General features: G+C 64.5%; 11 protein-coding genes and 1 pseudogene. 9 read left to right on the top strand and 3 right to left on the bottom strand.

Going from position 1 to position 16,266, the window contains the following annotated elements:
• Positions 1–188 precede the first annotated feature (188 nt).
• The 3 genes from LLH00_11470 to LLH00_11460 all read right to left on the bottom strand — a co-directional run bounded on the left by LLH00_11470 (position 189) and on the right by LLH00_11460 (position 6,824).
• Positions 189–3,296 (bottom strand): FG-GAP-like repeat-containing protein, encoded by a 3,108-nt coding sequence (locus LLH00_11470; protein ID MCE5271885.1) that lies wholly within the window; start codon positions 3,294–3,296, stop codon positions 189–191.
• Positions 3,297–3,558: 262 nt separating this feature from the next.
• Entirely contained in the window at positions 3,559–5,217 is a 1,659-nt protein-coding gene (locus LLH00_11465; protein ID MCE5271884.1) for a sigma 54-interacting transcriptional regulator, read from the bottom strand.
• 26 nt (positions 5,218–5,243) lie between these two features.
• The gene (locus LLH00_11460; GenBank protein MCE5271883.1) at positions 5,244–6,824 is read right to left on the bottom strand and encodes a capsule assembly Wzi family protein; all 1,581 of its coding nucleotides are present in this window, start codon (positions 6,822–6,824) and stop codon (positions 5,244–5,246) included.
• 307 nt (positions 6,825–7,131) lie between these two features.
• Between LLH00_11460 and LLH00_11455 the strand changes: the two genes are divergently transcribed.
• From LLH00_11455 to cobA, 9 genes and pseudogenes are all read left to right on the top strand, one after another.
• The gene (locus tag LLH00_11455; GenBank protein ID MCE5271882.1) at positions 7,132–7,365 is read left to right on the top strand and encodes a hypothetical protein; all 234 of its coding nucleotides are present in this window, start codon (positions 7,132–7,134) and stop codon (positions 7,363–7,365) included.
• A gap of 79 nt (positions 7,366–7,444) precedes the next feature.
• A pseudogene (locus tag LLH00_11450) lies at positions 7,445–7,756 on the top strand (single-stranded DNA-binding protein).
• Between the two features lie 291 nt (positions 7,757–8,047).
• Positions 8,048–9,430 (top strand): sodium-dependent transporter, encoded by a 1,383-nt coding sequence (locus tag LLH00_11445; protein MCE5271881.1) that lies wholly within the window; start codon positions 8,048–8,050, stop codon positions 9,428–9,430.
• Positions 9,431–9,473: 43 nt separating this feature from the next.
• The gene (locus tag LLH00_11440; protein ID MCE5271880.1) at positions 9,474–10,835 is read left to right on the top strand and encodes a sodium:alanine symporter family protein; all 1,362 of its coding nucleotides are present in this window, start codon (positions 9,474–9,476) and stop codon (positions 10,833–10,835) included.
• A 67-nt stretch (positions 10,836–10,902) separates the two neighbouring features.
• Entirely contained in the window at positions 10,903–11,730 is an 828-nt protein-coding gene (gene ccsA / locus LLH00_11435) for a cytochrome c biogenesis protein CcsA (GenBank protein ID MCE5271879.1), read from the top strand.
• A gap of 15 nt (positions 11,731–11,745) precedes the next feature.
• Positions 11,746–12,405, top strand: a complete 660-nt coding sequence (locus tag LLH00_11430) for a bifunctional precorrin-2 dehydrogenase/sirohydrochlorin ferrochelatase (protein MCE5271878.1) — start codon at positions 11,746–11,748, stop codon at positions 12,403–12,405.
• Positions 12,381–13,658 (top strand): glutamyl-tRNA reductase, encoded by a 1,278-nt coding sequence (gene hemA / locus LLH00_11425; GenBank protein MCE5271877.1) that lies wholly within the window; start codon positions 12,381–12,383, stop codon positions 13,656–13,658. The genes LLH00_11430 and hemA overlap by 25 nt, the downstream gene beginning before the upstream one ends.
• Positions 13,651–14,604, top strand: a complete 954-nt coding sequence (hemC, locus tag LLH00_11420; GenBank protein ID MCE5271876.1) for a hydroxymethylbilane synthase — start codon at positions 13,651–13,653, stop codon at positions 14,602–14,604. The genes hemA and hemC overlap by 8 nt, the downstream gene beginning before the upstream one ends.
• The gene (cobA, locus tag LLH00_11415) at positions 14,601–16,157 is read left to right on the top strand and encodes a uroporphyrinogen-III C-methyltransferase (GenBank protein ID MCE5271875.1); all 1,557 of its coding nucleotides are present in this window, start codon (positions 14,601–14,603) and stop codon (positions 16,155–16,157) included. Before hemC ends, cobA begins: the two co-directional genes overlap by 4 nt.
• Positions 16,158–16,266: the final 109 nt, after the last annotated feature.

Genomic DNA, 16,266 nt, shown 5'->3' with positions numbered 1-16,266 from the left:
CAGGCGGAAAGGGAAAGTGCAAGAAGAGTCAGAATGATGCAGAGCTTGAATTTATGCACGCGCAGGGTCCGGGAACCGCTTGTTCATCCAGTAGTGTTCTCTGTGGGTGCGGCACAACGGAATAATACCACCGCCCGGCCGAAGCAGTTCCATCGGCTGTCGATACGGGCCGCTCAACTCCGAAAGCCTCAACGGGAGGCCAACTGGCCCAGGATAATCACATCAATAAAATCTACTTTGCCATCCTGGTTAAGATCGGCGAGAGCTTTTTCGGCCTCGGATAGAGGGGGACTGGAGGCTTTCAACCAATCGAGCAGCAATACAAGATCATTAATATCGACCTTATTGTCGCGGTTGATGTCTCCACGGAACCCTGTGGCCGTGTTGTACAGGGAATACGTCCCACCGGCCGGGTCGCGCGACTGGTTGCCGAATGTGTCCGCCGCCTCGAAAAAGAAACGCTGCGAGTTGCCGGGCAGCGGGGTGCGCCGTGTGATCTTCCACTGGTCGTTCCCGAGCGGCTGGCCGTAGACCGTGTCCTGCCGCGTTGCGCTCGAATCGCCGAAAACCACGCGAACCCATTTCACGCCGCTGGGGTCGCGCGCCTCCAAAGTAACATCCACGGTCCTGGATGTCGAGGTAATTGTACCGGTTACCGGTGTCCCATCCGCGGAGGGCAACAACTTGAGCGTGGGGCCGCTCTGTGTGTCCTCGCTGATCTCGACCGTGCCGGGCAGCAGGGGACCGGCCAGGGTCTGACGGCCTTTCTGCGGCCAGTAGACCACCAGGCTGTCGGCGTAGCCGTTCTGGGAGATGGACCAGAGCAGGGTGCCGTTGTTCTGGATGCGCCCGCCGCCGCCCGGGACTGTCTGGAGCCAGCCTTTGCCGCCCACGAACAGCACGGCGCGCGTGCCGATCAGGCTGCGCTTGTCCCGCTTGAGCCTCAGCACCAGGTTGCGCTGGAACAGCCCCTTGTTCTCGGAATAGCCCAGCGGGAGCTGGCTGCCGTGGAACAGGTCGGAGGGGTTGTCGGGCAGGTAGTTGACATACAGCACGTCCAGGTCGCCGTCCCCGTCGTAGTCCGCGGGCACGGGCAGGCTGGAGTCGGCGGCGCGGCGAAGGCCCGCGTCATCGGTGCTCTTGGTCCCCGCGCCGGGGTTGGGGTACTGGCCCGGGTTGGAGAAAAACAGGTCGCCGTAGCTGCCGCTGAAAAAGCCGAACACGGAGGTGCGTGCGATCAGCAGGTCGGGACGGCAGTCCTCGTCCAGGTCGGCGATGGCGCTGGCCAGGCGGCCGTAGCGGCCGTCCACATAGTCCGAGAACTTGCGGTCGAAACGCGCGCCGGAGCCCTTGCCGACATTCATGTACAGCGCGTCCACATCCTGCGCGCGCGTGATGTACAGGTCCGGGTAACCGTCACCGTTGAAATCGCCCCAGCTCTGGCTCTGGCCGAACTTGGCGTAGGTGGAGCCCACATTGAGGCCGCTGTTGGCGGTGGCGTCGGTGAACCCCTTGTCGCCGCCCATCAGCAGGCGGATCGGGCCCTCGTCGTTGAGCGTCACCATGTCCAGCCAACCATCGGCATCCACATCCACCAGGGTGGCGCTCTCGGTCTTGTTCGACTCGGTGAGTCCGAAATCCCTGGAACGGTCGAGGAACTTGCGCCCGCTCTGGCTGACCAGCAGCCAGTTGGCCCCGTCGTAGTTGCCCACCAGCAGGTCGAGCCAGCCGTCCCGGTTGACATCCCCCCAGCAGACCGAGGTGGCCCGCTGGCGGCCGGACTGGTCGAGGCCAAGGATTCGGGTGCTGTCGGAAAAAGTGCCATTGCCGTTGTTGTGGAACAGCTTGCTGGGCAGACTGATCCCGGCGATCACCAGGTCCTTGTAACCGTCGTTGTCGTAGTCGCCCCAGGCGCAGCTTATCCCGTCGTTCACCTGGGCCACGCCCGCCTGCTCGGCCACATCCACGAACCTGCCGCCGGGCTGGCCCTGGAACAGGGCGCTGTAACTCTTGTAATTCAGCACGTAAATGTCCAGCAGGCCGTCATTGTTGTAATCGCCCACGGCCACGGCGTTGCCGGCCAGGGTGCGGTCCAGGCCGACATTGGCCGTATTGTCCACGTAACGGGCATCCGCGGGGGAGTAGATCACGAGCGAGTCGGATTTGGCGCTGAGGAACAGCCAGTCCAGGATGCCGTCGTTGCCCCAGTCCGTGGCGCCGATCAGCTGCAGCCCGCGGCTGCCGGCGACCACCGTGTCGGCAGCGCCAGAGGCGTACTTACCCGGAGCGATGCCCCGCAGCATGGTCACCGTGGGCCCGCCGCCGAACAGCAGGTCCGGGTTGCCGTCGGCGTTGTAGTCGAAACAGTCCGCGTAGGTCGCACCCTGGAAATTGATGGAGAAAGTGGTCTTGTCCTGGAAAATGTTTTTCGCGTCGAGGTTCATCACGTGGGCCACGTCCGGCGTGTAGGTCGCGTTGTTGGACGCGGCGATAAGCTCGTCCAGCCCGTCGCCGTCCAGGTCGAACGAGCCCAGGGTGAAACCGATCCCGGCCTGGGTCTGGTAGGGCAGTATGGTGAAACGTCCCTGCCCCTCGGCCTTGAAAAGGCAATTGTGGAACACGAAATCCGTCTTGCCGTCGGCATTGAAATCGCCGAAAATCAGACGGGGGCTGTAAGCGGACAGGGCGGCGGAATTGGCCCCAGGCAGAAGGTAGAGGTCGAAGCGGCGGAAACGGTCGGCTCCGGGGGGTACGCTATCCTGCCACTGGATCTGGATATAGTTCAGCGAGCCGTACCAGGCGATTATCTCGGGCAGGTTGTCCCCGTTGAGGTCGGCCAGGGCCAGGGTGTCGGGGCTGCCCAGGCGCAGCGTGTCCTCGTAGACCCGGACCACCTGGTTGCGCAGGGGCTTGTCGCCGAAATAGACCTTGAAATAGGGCCGGCTGCGGAACCAGACCAGCGCGTCCGCGAGCCCGTCCCCGTCCAGGTCGCCCTTGACCGCACCCACGGCCTCGGAATACTTCTCGTAGGCGCTCAGGTTGATCGAGGAGCCGCGGTTGTCCACATAGAACAGACCGCTCCGGCTGTCCGTGGTGTTTTTCGGGTCCCTGACCAGCAGGGCGGCCTGACGGTAGGAGGTGGGGGTCTCGGTGGGCGAAAACGCCCAGCCCCCCGTGACACCACGCGGCACAGAGATCGCGTTGCGCAGGTAGTTGGGGATAGCCGCCACGGCCGCCAGCGGCGCCACGAGAACCATAAGCGCTGCCGCGAGGGTTATTTTAAGGTCGTTTTTCATTTCCGCCTGACATAGATATTATTAGAGTTAAAAAGATACTAACAATTTCCATGCCAATTGTTGCGGGAGCGCGCAAAGCGCAGGAAAAGGGTCCGAAAGGCCCCTGGCTGCCCAACTTGGCTTGTCTTAAGGGTTTGAGAAGGAAAGGCCTGTGAAGGCCGAACTGCGAAACGCGATAACCGTGTCAGGAAAATTCTTCAAACCGTTTAGCAGGCAAGAAGTTACTTCTTGGGTTCCACTTGTTACTTGATGAGCGTCACTTTCAGGCCTGACGGTGCTTGTCGCGTTCGGACTGGAAACCGTGCTTTTTTACCAGCCGCTGGAACAGGCTGCGGTTCATCCCGGTCAGCTTGGAGGCGCGCGAGATGTTGCCGCCCGACTCCTCCAGCACCGCCTCCAGGAAAGCCCGTTCCACCTCGGTCACCGCACGGGCTGTGGCCTCCTCACGCGCCAGCTTGAGCTCGTCGTTGTTGCGGGCCACCGGCACGCTGTGCCCGGGCACGGCCGCAGCCTGGGCCGGACGGCTGCTTTCCAGGATGTCGGGGGGAAGCTCGGTCTCGGAAATGTAATTGTCGCGCGACAGGATGATCGCCCGCTGGATGATGCCCTCCAGCTCGCGGATGTTGCCCGGGAACTGGTAGTGCTGGATGGTGCGCACGAACTGCGGGTCGGCCCCGGCGATGGTCTTGCCCAGGGCCTCGGAGTGCTTGAGAATGAAATGGTCGATCAGAAGCGGAATGTCATCCGGCCGCTCGCGCAGGGGCGGGAAATGTATCTCCACGATTTTAAGCCGGTAATAGAGGTCCTCGCGGAAAGTGCCCTGGGCCACCAAATCCGGCAGCCGCTTGTTCGTGGCCGCGATGATCCGCACATCCACCCGCTGCAACTTGTAGCTGCCCACTTTTTCGAACTCGCCGAACTGGAGCACGCGCAGCAGTTTCACCTGCAGCTCGGGCGGCATCTCGGCCACCTCGTCCAGAAAGATTGTCCCCTCGTCCGCGGCCTCGAAACGTCCGATCTTGGTGGCCACCGCCCCGGTGAACGAGCCCTTGACGTGTCCGAACAGCTCGGACTCCAGCAGCCCGGTGGGCAGGGCGCCGCAGTTGATTGTAAGGAACGGCTTGTCCTTGCGCTTGGAATTCAGGAAGATGGAGCGGGCGATAAGCTCCTTGCCGGTGCCGCTGTCGCCGGTGATCAGCACCGTGGCGTCCGTGGGGGCCACGCGCGCGGCCAGCTCCATCACCTCCACCATTTTCTTGCTCTTGCCCACGATCATGCTGAAATCGTATTCCTGGCGCAGGCTCTCGCCGATCCGGGTGCTGCTGCGCTCGGCGTGGCCACGGCTCAGCTCCAGGAAATTCAAGGCGTTCTTGATGCTGTTGGCGCTCAGCTCGGACAGCTCGAGCAGCAACTGGAGGTCTTTCTGCATGAAACAGGCGCTGACCGAGCGGTTCTCCACGTAGATCGCGCCGTAGGGCCGCTCGCCGATGATGAGCGGCACGCAGAGGATCGAGCGCAGGCCCAGGTCCACGATGCTGCGGCTGGAGCTGTATTGGTCCTCCTCCTGGGCGTTGTTCACGAACAAGGGCTGGCCGGTTTCCAGCACCTGGCGCACGATAGTGCGGCTGACGATCCGGTTGTCCTGGCCCTCCAGTTCCCCGTCCAGGTTGCGCGCCACCTTGATCTGGAAACTGTCCGGCCGCCCGGTGACTATGAACCCGCGCTCGGCGCGCAGGATATCCATCAGACGGTCGAGGATCAGGTTGAGCAGGCGCGAGTAGTCCAGCTCGTTGTACAGAAGGCGGCTGATCTCGTACTTGAGTTCCAGGTCCCGGCAATGGTTGCGCATCAGGTTCAGTTCACGGTGCATGCTGTCCTGTCCGGCCGGCCCCTGTTCCGGTGTGTCCTGAGTCTGGCTCATCACATTGTCCCCGCATTGATCCGGTTTCAGAAACTTACAACAGTATCGTGGTAGAGGGAGACCGACAGGCTGCCCCAGCCGCAGCGCCGTCCCTCACCCGGATGGTTGTCACGGTTGTGCACCCGGCTGAATCCACATTCCGCCTTGAGAAACGCCCAGTCCAGGGCCTGCCAGCGCAGGCCGAGGCCGGCGCCGAGCGAGCGCTCCGCCGTGGGCGTGGGGAACGGCAGCCCGGCCGAGCCGACCAGGTCCGCCGCCGGCGAGGCGATCCGCCGCGCCCCCCGCGTGGTGAGGTCCAGCCGGGCGGTTACATCCAGCTCCGGCCCGAGGAAGCGCCGCAGGTAGGCCCCAGCGCTCCAGTAGTCATCGCCCAGCGGCGCGCCCAGCGAACGGCCCTCCAGGGTGTAGCGCTCCCAGGGCTTGAACGTGTCGTAGACATAGCTCGAGGCCACGGTGGCGCGAAGTCCGGCCGTGGAGGGCCCGGCGAGCGGCGGGTCGCGCAGGTCGAGGCCCAGGCTCGCCGCCCAGCGGTCCTGGATGTCGGAGCGGCGCAGGAAATCGTCGAACAGGAACTGTCCGAAAAGGCTCACCCGCCCAGCGGCGTTCCAGAACCCGTCCAGCGCAACTAACGTGTTGTTGGCATGGTCGTCCTTGTCCTGGATCGCGGTCAGGCGGTAGCTGGTGAACGGGTTCATCAGCGCCGGGTCGAACGAGGCCCCCACGCCGCCGTAGACCGTGCTCTCGGTGAACCCGAAACGCAGGTTGTCCCGCACCCGGATGTCCAGGCGGTGGGCGGTGAAAAAGCGGTTGGCGCGACGGTAGACCGGGTCGGCGCTTGTGCGGTAGTCCATGCCGTCCAGACGGGCCAGCAGGTGGCTGAATGTGAAGTGACGGCTGCGCAGGGCCAGGCCGAAATGGTCGAAACTGAGCGCCTCTCCCGACAGGATCAGGCTCTGGTCCAGCTCCGGCGACCAGTTGCGCGCCAGGCGGCCGAAAAACAGCTCCAGGCCGAACGCCCCACCTCGGCTGACGAAATCGGCCTTGAGGTAGCCCTCCATCGGGCGGATCAGGCCCTCCTCACGCGCGGGGAGCACATCCGGGTCGCGCTGCCAGGTGGAATCCGGCGAGCGCAGCAGCTGCGGGGCGCGCAGGAACCGGGCATCGCAGACCAGTGGCCCGAACCGTCCGCCGAACCCCAGGCCCACGGTCTCATCGTGACGGTCCGGGCGCAGGGAGCGCAGCTCCAAAGAGGCCTCAGAGCGCACGGTCAGACGCAGGGCGGCCGAGTCGGCGCCCGCGGGCAGGTCGAGCTCCGCGGCGCACTCGCGCTCGATATGTTCGAGCCAGTCCAGCTCGAAGCCGTGCAGAGCCTCCCTGGGCTGGGCCGCCACCGCGCGCCGCACCTGGGCGCGGGTGTAAGGGCGCAGGGCCCGGTCCAGGCTCAGCAGAAGGCCACGCTCCTGGGCGCGGTCCAGCCAGTCGTAGACCGGGTGGTCGAGCGGAAAGTAGCGGCTGTGGTCGGCCGGGTCGGACCCGGCGGCTGTCAAAAGGCCCCACGGGAGCGCGAGCAAGGTGACCAGAAGCGACAGTCTGAACCGGCGATACATAAGCTTTACCGTTGGTTTGGCTGGAGAGGGCGCCGGTGAGTGTCACCGCGGGAGCGACACAAAAAGTGCGGCGCAGAGCAACACTCGTGAATACCGTAAATCGGTCAATGCAAGCAATTAAATTAGTCGCCTGCGGCCCGGATGTCAAAGGTTACGTTGTCTGCGGAACGTCGAGAGAATTAGATTTGACTTTGGTTGGGCAAGCGTATAAAATATACTATTCCCGCAGAGGGGTCCTCTGTGCGCGCATTAATCGACAGGACGCCGTTTTGCGGCGCTGCCTGCCTGGAATTGAAAGCGAGCCGCCGTGGTTATTATCATCCGGATAATCCTGCTGTACATAGTTTTTTACCTTCTTTTGCGCCTTGTCACGACTCTGCTGCGGAAAGGCCGCATGTACTATCAGGCCTGGCGGCAGGTACAGCAGAAACGGAATGCCAGGCCGGTGCGGCCGCCCACCGAGAACCTGAACCTGCGGGCTTTCGATGTGGAGGACGCCCAGTACGAGGAGATAAAGCCCGGCAACGGCGATAAGAAATAACAAGTATGCGCGCGGAACCGAAAGCGGCCCGCCCAGGCAGTGGCCGGCTGCGGAAAAGATAAAATCAGACGGAGGGTAAATGGCCAGCAGAAGCGTAAACAAAGTGATCCTGATCGGCAACCTCGGGGCCGACCCCGAGCTGCGCCACACCCCGGGCAACGTGCCGGTGGTCAATTTCACCGTGGCGACCAACGAGAGCTGGGTTAACCGCGACGGGGCCCGGGAGGAACGCACGGAATGGCACCGCGTGGTGGCCTGGCGCAAGCTGGCCGAAATCTGCAACGAGTACCTGCGCAAGGGCACCCAGGTCTACATCGAGGGCCGGCTGCAGACCCGCACCTGGGAGGACCAGAGCGGCCAGAAACGCTACATGACCGAGATCGTGGCCGATGAGATGGTTATCCTGGGCGGACGGGGCGGTGGCTCCGGCGAGGGCCAGATGAGCGGGAAAGCGTTCAGCGATGACGGCCCTTACGGCGGGGACTCGTTCGAGGATTTCCAGCCGCCCGCGGGCAAGGGAGAGGATGATCTGCCGTTCTGAGGCATATTCGACATTGGGCCGTAGCCGCGGTAATAGTCCGTGGCCGCACGGACACGACTTTCGGATGCCGTAAATTCCGCGAAGGAGCGAGAACGCCGACGAGGATTGTTTTTGCTCCTTTCCATTTTACGGAGACTGCTGATGATAAAGACACGGGACAACTGGGGTTCGAGACTGGCATTCATCCTGGCGGCCTCCGGCTCTGCCATCGGTCTGGGCAACATCTGGCGCTTCCCGACCGTGGCCTACCAGAACGGCGGCGCGGCATTCGTACAGATTTACATTCTGTTCGTCTTCTTTATCGGTTTCGTGGTGATGGTGGCTGAGATCGCCCTGGGACGCAACACACAGCTCAATCCGGTCGGAGCTTACCGCAAGCTGGCCTCACCACGCTCTCCCTGGGCCGTGGCCGGGTTCCTGGCCGTGACCGCCAGTTGGGCCGTGGTCTCCTACTACAGCGTAGTGGCCGGTTGGACCCTGCGCTACATTTTCACCACCGTCAGCGGCACTTTCAGCCATCCGCTCAGCCAGGAACAGATCGCCGACATTTTCAGCCGGATGGTCACCAGCCCCTGGCAGTCGATTTTCTGGCACCTTCTGTTCATGGTCCTCACCGTGGCCGTGGTGATGGGCGGGGTGCGCCAGGGGATCGAGCGCTGGTCGAAAATCCTGATGCCGGCCCTGTTCCTGATCATCCTCATGCTGGTGATCCGTGCGGTCACCCTGAACGGCGCCGCCCGCGGACTGGGCGAGTACCTGCGTGCCGACTGGAGCAAGGTGCACGCCGGAACTTTCATCGCCGCGATGGGGCAGGCCTTTTTCTCGCTCAGCCTGGGCGCCGGGACAATGCTCACCTACGGCAGCTACGCCTCGCGCGATGAGAATATCGTAAACTCGGCGGCATGGGTCTGTTTTCTCGACACCCTGATCGCTTTCATGGCCGGCCTGGCGATTTTCCCGGTGCTGTTCCTGATGCAGGGCATCCAGCCCGAGGTGGGAGCCAAGCTGATCTTTTTCGTCCTGCCGCGCCTGTTCGCCGAGATACCGTTCGGCACACTGTTCGGAACCGGCTTCTTTGTCCTGCTGCTGGTGGCGGCGGTGACCAGCAGCATTTCGCTGCTCGAGGTCCCGGTGGCCTATTTCGTGGATGAGCGGGGCTGGAACCGCAACAAGGCCACCCTGTTCTGCGGGGTGGCGGCGTTCCTGGTCGGCGTGCCCAGCGCGCTGAGCGTCGGCGCGGTGGGCGCCCTGTCCAACCTGCTCACGGTCGGCTCGCGCACTTTCGGCTTCCTCGACCTGATGGACCTCTGCTCCGGCCAGTACATGATGACTTTCGGGGCGCTGATGATCGCCCTGTTCACCGGCTGGCGCTGGGGAGTGAACGCCCTGCGTAGCGAGATCACCCACACGGAGTCAAGCGCCCTGATCCGTCGCATCATCGCTTTCCAGATCCGCTATGTCTGCCCGCTGGTCATCATCGGGCTCATCGCGTACATAATCCTCAACCCCGGCGCATTCTCCTGAGCACGCGGGGACGGGTTCGGCCATAATCAAGGCGAGGGAGAGAATGGACAGGCTAATCGAGCTGGCGCAAAAGGTTGAAACCTTCATGTACGGTCCCTGGTTCGTGTGTCTTCTGCTGGGCACGGGGCTTCTGCTGACATTCCGCACCCGTTTCATCCAGTTTCGCCGTTTGATAGCCTCGCTCGTGCTGGTGGCCAAGAGCGCGTTCACCAAGGACAAGACACTGCTCCCGGGCGATATCACCCCGTTCCAGGCCCTGAACACTGCCCTGGCCGCCACGGTGGGTCTGGGCAATATCGCCGGGGTGGCCACGGCGATAGTGCTGGGAGGCCCGGGCGCGATATTCTGGATGTGGCTGACCGCGCTGCTGGGTATGGCCACGATCTACGGCGAGGCCATGCTGGCGATCAAGTACCGCTCGGTCATGCCGGACGGCAGCATGGGCGGCGGTCCGATGTACTACATCTCGAAAGGTTTGAAAAACAAGAAACTTGGACGGTTCCTCGGAGGGGTGTTCGCCCTGACCGGCAGCATCTCCTGCTTTTTCTCCACCGGCACGATGATGCAGTCGAACTCCATCGCCCTGATCCTGCGCTCGCACGGCGGAGTGCCCAACTGGGTTACCGGCCTGGTGCTGGCCGTATTCACCGGGATGGTCACCCTGGGCGGGATCAAGCGTATCGGCGTGGTAGTGGAAAAGCTCGTCCCGTTCATGATCTTCCTGTATGTCGGCGCCTCGCTCTATATCCTCGGGGCGAATGTCACCCAGATACCCGCCATGCTCTGGCTGATCGTGCGCAGCGCGTTCACCCCGCTGGCGGCGGTGGGCGGGTTCGCCGGGGCCTCGGTGATAGCGGCGATGCAGTTCGGGGTGAGCCGCGGGGCCCTTTCCAACGAGGCCGGCCTGGGCTCCAGCCCCATCGCGCACGCCGCGGCCAAGGAGGAGAACCCCGACCGTCAGGGCATCCTGGCCATGAACGGCGTGTTTGTCGATACCATCGTTGTCTGCACCATGACTGCCCTGGTGATCCTGGTGAGCGGCGAATGGACCAGCGGCAAGACCTCCACCGAGCTTACCGCCGCGGCTTTCGCCAGCGAGATACCGCACGGCTACCTGATCGTGCTGGTTAGCGCGCTGCTGTTCGGGTTCACCACGCTCCTGGGCTGGTCGTACTACGGCGAGCAGTGCGTGAAGTATTTCGCCGGGGTGCGGATCGCGCCGCTTTACCGTTTTGTTTTCATCCTGTTCGTGTTCACCGGCGCGGTGATCCACCTTGATCTCGTATGGAGCATCGGCACCACGGCCAACGCCTGCATGGCCCTGCCCAACCTGATCGGGCTGATCGCCCTGAGCGCGGTGGTGGGGCGGATCGCCACCGGCCGGAACGACATTTCCGCAGGCTGAGCCGCGCGCCGGAGGGAAATTCGTCCGCCAGTGAAACAATCAGCCGCCCGTGGAGCGTTTAAACAGCATGCTGATCGCGCTCAGAATATTCTATGCTCTGGCCTTCGGGCTGTACGCCGCGGCGGCGGTGCAGTACATCCGCTCTTTCAGCCCGCGCGGGGCCGCCCCCCGTCGCCGCCGCCTGGTTCTTCTGCACCTGGCGATGCTGGTCCAACTGGTCGGCATCGTAACCTACACGATTTTCCTGCGCCAGGCCCCTTTCTCGGGGATATACCAGGGCCTGACTTTCGCCTCGTTCATCCTGGCCGCACAGTTCGTGCTGATGTTCCGCAGCGTTGAGGATGACCGCTCGGCCGGGATGATTATCATCCCCCTGGCGGCCCTATTCCAGTTGCTGGGAGTGTTCACCCCGCTCGTGCCGCTCAGCGATCCCTCGCTCGCGCCCAACCCCTGGTTCATCCTGCACGCCGCTCTGGGCCTTTTCGCCTGCGCCGCTTTCAGCGTGGCGTTCGCCACCGCGGTGCTCTATATCCTTCTGCACCGTGAGATCAAGTCCAAGCAGCTGGGACGGTTCTTCGAGCGGCTGCCCTCGCTGGGCGAACTGGACCACCTCACCTGGCGTGGCGTGGCGGTGGGTTTCAGCACTCTGACCGCCTCGATCGCCTTGGGGATGATCTGGTCCTATTTCCGCACCGGCCGTCTTTTGCAGATGGATCCCAAGGAGATATTCACCCTGGCCAACTGGGTGCTCTACGCTTTCTACCTGCACAGCCGGTTCAGCCGGGGCTGGCGCGGCAAGAGGGCGGCCTGGCTGGCGGTGGCCGGGTTCGCGCTGCTGATTTTCAACCTGCTCGTGGTCAGCCTGGTGCTTTCCAGGACCCACGCCTACATGTGAGCCGGGGGAGGGCGGATGAGCGACACGACCCGGGCCGGCTACTATCCGTTGTTCCTGGACCTCAACGGGCGGCTCTGCAAGGTGGTGGGGGCCGGGAAAGTAGCCCGGCGCAAGATCGAGGGTCTGCTGGAGGCCGGGGCGCGCCTGGAGGTGATAAGCCCCGCGGCCGTGCCGGAGGTGGAAAGCCTGGCCGCGCAGGGGAAAATTGCCTGGGTCCGCCGGGCGTACCACGATGGCGACCTGGAGGGGGCGTTTCTGGTGATCGGGGCCACGCCGGACCGCGCGGTCAACGCCGCGGTGTTCCGGGAGGCGGAATCGCGCCATATTCTGGTCAATGTCGTGGATGACCCACAGTACTGCAATTTCATCCTCGCCTCGGTGCTGAGGCGCGGGGATTTCCAACTGGCTGTCTCGACCGGCGGGGCGAGCCCGGTGCTCTCCCGCAAGGTGCGCGAGCGCCTGGAGAGCCTGTTCCCGGAGCATTACACCCGCGTGACTGCGGTCCTATCGGCCCTGCGCGAGCGGGTCAAAACCGAGCTGCCCGAGGAATCGCAGCGGCGGCGGTTCTGGGAGAGTTTCATCGACCTCGATTTCTTCGCCTCGCTGGATGAGGCCGACCTCGAGGCTGCATTAGACAGAAGGATCGAGCAATGCCTGTCCAGGTTGGCGGACTGAACCATCGGGTTGCACCGCTGGAGCTGCGTGAGCGCCTGGCGTTCTCGGCGGCGGAGCTCAAGAACCGTTTCCAGGCCGGGAGCCTTCCCGCCGGAGTGGATGAGCTGGTGGTGCTCTCCACCTGCAACCGCACCGAGGTCTACGCCTGCGGCGAGGATGAGTCCGCCCTGCGCTCGGGGCTGGAGGGTATCCTATCGGCCAAGCGTGGGGCGGAGGTGTCGCTGACCGACAGCCAGTTCTACGGCTGGGGCGGCGAGATGGCGGTGCGGCACCTGTTCCGGGTGGCGGCGAGCCTGGATTCGATGATCCTGGGTGAGTCGCAGATCCTGGGCCAGGTGCGCGAGGCCTACCGTCTGGCCCAGGAGGGACGGACCTCGGGGCGGGTGCTGTCGCGCCTGTTCCAGCAGGCGGTGCGCGTGGGCAAGCGCGCCCGCAGCGAGACCGCCATCTCGGCCGGCGCGGTGAGTGTAAGCTCGGTGGCCCTGGACCTGGCGCGTAAGATCTTCGGCGACCTGAGCGGACGGCAGGCTCTGGTGCTGGGGGCGGGCGAGACCGGCGAGCTGACCCTCTCGCTGCTGGTGGACCAGGGGGTGGAGTCTGTCCTGGTGGCCAACCGCACCTACCGCCGGGCCGTGGAGCTGGCGCTCAAGTACCACGGCACAGCGGTCAACTATGACGAGCTGCACAAGTACCTGGCCCAGGCGGATATTGTCCTCAGTTCCACCAGCGCGCCTCATTTCATCCTCACCCGCGAGAATTCCGGCCCCTACCTGTCGTTGCGCCACCGTCCGGTGTTCCTGATCGATCTGGCCGTTCCGCGCGATATCGACCCGCAGTTGGCCGAGCTGGAGAACTGTTTCCTCTACAACATCGATGACCTTCAGGGCGTGGTGCAGGCGAATGTCCAGGAGCGGCAGGCGCAGGTGGGGCCGGTCGAGGAGATAGTCGAGGCCGAGTGCGCCGAGTTCATGTCCTGGTACGAGGCGCTGGCCGTGGTGCCGCTCATCCGCTCGCTCCACGCCCAGATGGACAGCCTGCGCCGTCAGGAGGTGGAAAAGGTGCTGGGTAAGCTCGCCCACCTGTCCGAGGCCGACCGTCAGACAGTCGAGTCTTTCAGCGTGCAGATGCTGAACAAGTTCCTTCACGCTCCGACCAGCCGGATCAAGGCCGACCCCGGGGCGCTTTCACGGATGGACCCGACCCAGCTGATGCGGTTCCTGTTCGGGCTGGACAATGGGGGACCGGATGAGTGAGAGCAGGCTGATTATCGGCTCGCGGGGCAGCAAGCTGGCTCTCTGGCAGGCCGGGCATGTCAAGGCGCGGGTGGAGGCGCGGCACCCCGGGGTGTCGGTGGAGATACGGATAATCAAGACCCTGGGTGACAAGGTGCTGGATGTGGCCCTGTCCAAGGTGGGAGGCAAGGGGCTGTTCACCAAGGAGCTGGAGAGCGCGATCCTGGAGGGCACGGTCGATTGCGCCGTGCACAGCCTCAAGGACATGCCCACCGTTATCCCGGAGGGCCTGATCCTGGGGGCGATCACAGAGCGCGAGTGCTGGGAGGACGCCCTGGTGAGCCGCGCGGGGCTGGCCCTGGAGGCGCTGCCCGCCGGGGCGCGTCTGGGCACGAGCAGCCTCAGGCGGCGCGTGCAGCTGGAGCGCCTGCGCCCGGACCTCGAATTTGCCGACCTGCGCGGCAATGTGGACACCCGTCTGGCCCGTCTTGACCGCGGCGACTACGACGCCATCGTGCTGGCGCGCGCGGGCCTCACCCGTCTGGGCCTGGCCGGGCGGATCACCCAGGTGCTGGGCCTGGACCGGATGGTCCCGGCTGCGGGCCAGGGCGCGCTGGCGCTCCAGTGGCGAGCTGGGGACAGCCGTACCTGGGGGCTGCTATCATTCCTGGCCGACTGGTCCACCACGGCCGAGGTCAGCGCGGAGCGACGGTTCCTGCACGCCCTGGGCGGCGGCTGCCAGGTGCCCATCGGGGCCAAGGCCAGCCTGACGGCGGATGGACAGATCACCCTGGTGGGGCTGCTGTCGGACCTGGGTGGGAAGCGGCTTATGCGGGATACTATCACCGCCCCGGCCGGGAGCGACCCTGGACTCAGCCTGGCCCGCCGCCTGCTGAGCTTGGGCGGACAGGCGATTGTGGATGAAATCCTCGCCGCGGGCGGGGTGGAACCTGAGGAGAAAGCATGAGCCAGGCGGGGAAAGGGAAAATCTATCTGGTGGGCGCCGGTCCCGGCGACCCGGAGCTGATAACATTCAAGGCCGTGCGGGCAATCGCCGCGGCCGAGGTGATAGTCTACGACTATCTGGTCAACCCGGCCCTGCTGGAGCATGCCCGGCCGGAGGCGGAGCGTATCTACGTGGGCAAGAAAGCCGGGGCCCACACCCTGCGCCAGGAGGAGATCAACGCCCTGCTGGTGAAACTCGCCTCCCAGGGTAAAATCGTGACCCGGCTCAAGGGCGGCGACCCGTTCGTGTTCGGCCGCGGGGGCGAGGAAGCCCTGGAGGCGGTGGAGGCCGGAGTCGAGTTCGAGGTGATCCCCGGGGTGACTGCCGGTGTGGCGGTCCCGGCCTACGCCGGCATTCCGGTGACTCAGCGCGGGGTCGCCTCCAGCGTGACTTTCATCACCGGCCACGAGGACCCGCGCAAAGAGGAAAGCGATATCGACTGGGCCGCTCTGGCCGCCTTGCGCAGCACGCTGGTGTTCTACATGGGGGTGTCGCGTCTGGAGAGTATCGCCGCGCAGCTTGTGGCCCACGGCCTGCCCGGTTCCACCCCGGCCGCGGTGATCCATCGCGGCGCCACGGCCCACCAGCGCACGGTCTGCGGGACACTGGCCGATATCGCCGCGCGGGTGCGCGAGGCCGCGCTCGCCGCCCCGGCCATAATCGTGGTGGGGGAGGTGGTGGCCTTGCGGGAAAAGCTCGACTGGTTCGAGCGAAGGCCCCTGTTCGGCCGCACGGTGATAGTCACCCGCTCGCGCGAGCAGGCTTCTGTTTTCACCGGCCGTCTGGCCGAGCTGGGGGCGGCGGTGATCGAGCTGCCCGCGATAGAAATCGGCGACAGCCCGGACCCGGACATTGTCCGCCGCGCGGTGGACAGGCTCCCCGGCGGGTTCGACTGGGTGGTGTTCACCAGCGTGAACGGGGTGGAGCGGTTCTTCCGGTCCCTGCGCCGGGCGGGCAAGGATGTACGCGCATTGGCCGGGGCGCGCCTGGCGGCCATCGGTCCCTCCACCGCTGCGGCCCTGGAGAGTGCGGGCCTGAGCGTGGATATGCTGCCCGAGAAATTTGTCGCCGAGTCGGTGGCCGATAGTTTCGCCAAGCTGGGCGAAAGCCTGGAGGGTAAGCGGATACTCCTGCCGCGGGCCGAGATCGCCCGCAAGGTGCTGCCCGAGGCCCTGGCCGCTCTGGGGGCGGAAGTAATGGAGGTCCCGGTCTATTCCACCCGGATCACTCGCCCGGAGAACCTGCCGCAGGTGCTGACCGAGCTGGCCGCGGGACAGGTGGACCTGGTCACGTTCACCAGCAGCTCCACGGTGGATAACTTTGTCGAGTTGGTGGGACTGGACTCCCTGAAAGGCCTGGGCGGCAAGCCGGTCTACGCGGCGATCGGGCCGGTGACCGAGGCCACCGCAGCCGGGTACGGCCTGGCCCCGCTGATCAGCGCCGGGACACATACCATCGAGGGACTGACCGCGCTGATCGAAAATTATTTTGCAAAAGACAGCGTGCGGTATTGATTTTTCTTATAACCGATAGAATACTTATTGAGTGAGCGCTCGACTCGCCTTCCCCCCCGCGAAAAAACTGGAACAAGGTTTGCATAGCAGAATAATACAAGATAGAAAG

Source organism: bacterium (genome assembly GCA_021372515.1).
GTDB lineage: Bacteria > Gemmatimonadota > Glassbacteria > GWA2-58-10 > GWA2-58-10 > JAJFUG01.
The sequence above is the reverse complement of the archived record's forward strand: the minus strand, read 5'-3'. Positions and strand labels throughout refer to the sequence as shown.

Coding starts and splice junctions, on each gene's coding strand:
- cobA (MCE5271875.1), top strand. CDS start 14,601: ATGAGCCAGGCGGGGAAAGGGAAAATCTATCTGGTGGGCGCCGGTCCC.
- hemC (MCE5271876.1), top strand. CDS start 13,651: ATGAGTGAGAGCAGGCTGATTATCGGCTCGCGGGGCAGCAAGCTGGCT.
- hemA (MCE5271877.1), top strand. CDS start 12,381: ATGCCTGTCCAGGTTGGCGGACTGAACCATCGGGTTGCACCGCTGGAG.
- LLH00_11430 (MCE5271878.1), top strand. CDS start 11,746: ATGAGCGACACGACCCGGGCCGGCTACTATCCGTTGTTCCTGGACCTC.
- LLH00_11465 (MCE5271884.1), bottom strand. CDS start 5,217: ATGAGCCAGACTCAGGACACACCGGAACAGGGGCCGGCCGGACAGGAC.
- LLH00_11470 (MCE5271885.1), bottom strand. CDS start 3,296: ATGAAAAACGACCTTAAAATAACCCTCGCGGCAGCGCTTATGGTTCTC.
- ccsA (MCE5271879.1), top strand. CDS start 10,903: ATGCTGATCGCGCTCAGAATATTCTATGCTCTGGCCTTCGGGCTGTAC.
- LLH00_11445 (MCE5271881.1), top strand. CDS start 8,048: ATGATAAAGACACGGGACAACTGGGGTTCGAGACTGGCATTCATCCTG.
- LLH00_11440 (MCE5271880.1), top strand. CDS start 9,474: ATGGACAGGCTAATCGAGCTGGCGCAAAAGGTTGAAACCTTCATGTAC.
- LLH00_11460 (MCE5271883.1), bottom strand. CDS start 6,824: ATGTATCGCCGGTTCAGACTGTCGCTTCTGGTCACCTTGCTCGCGCTC.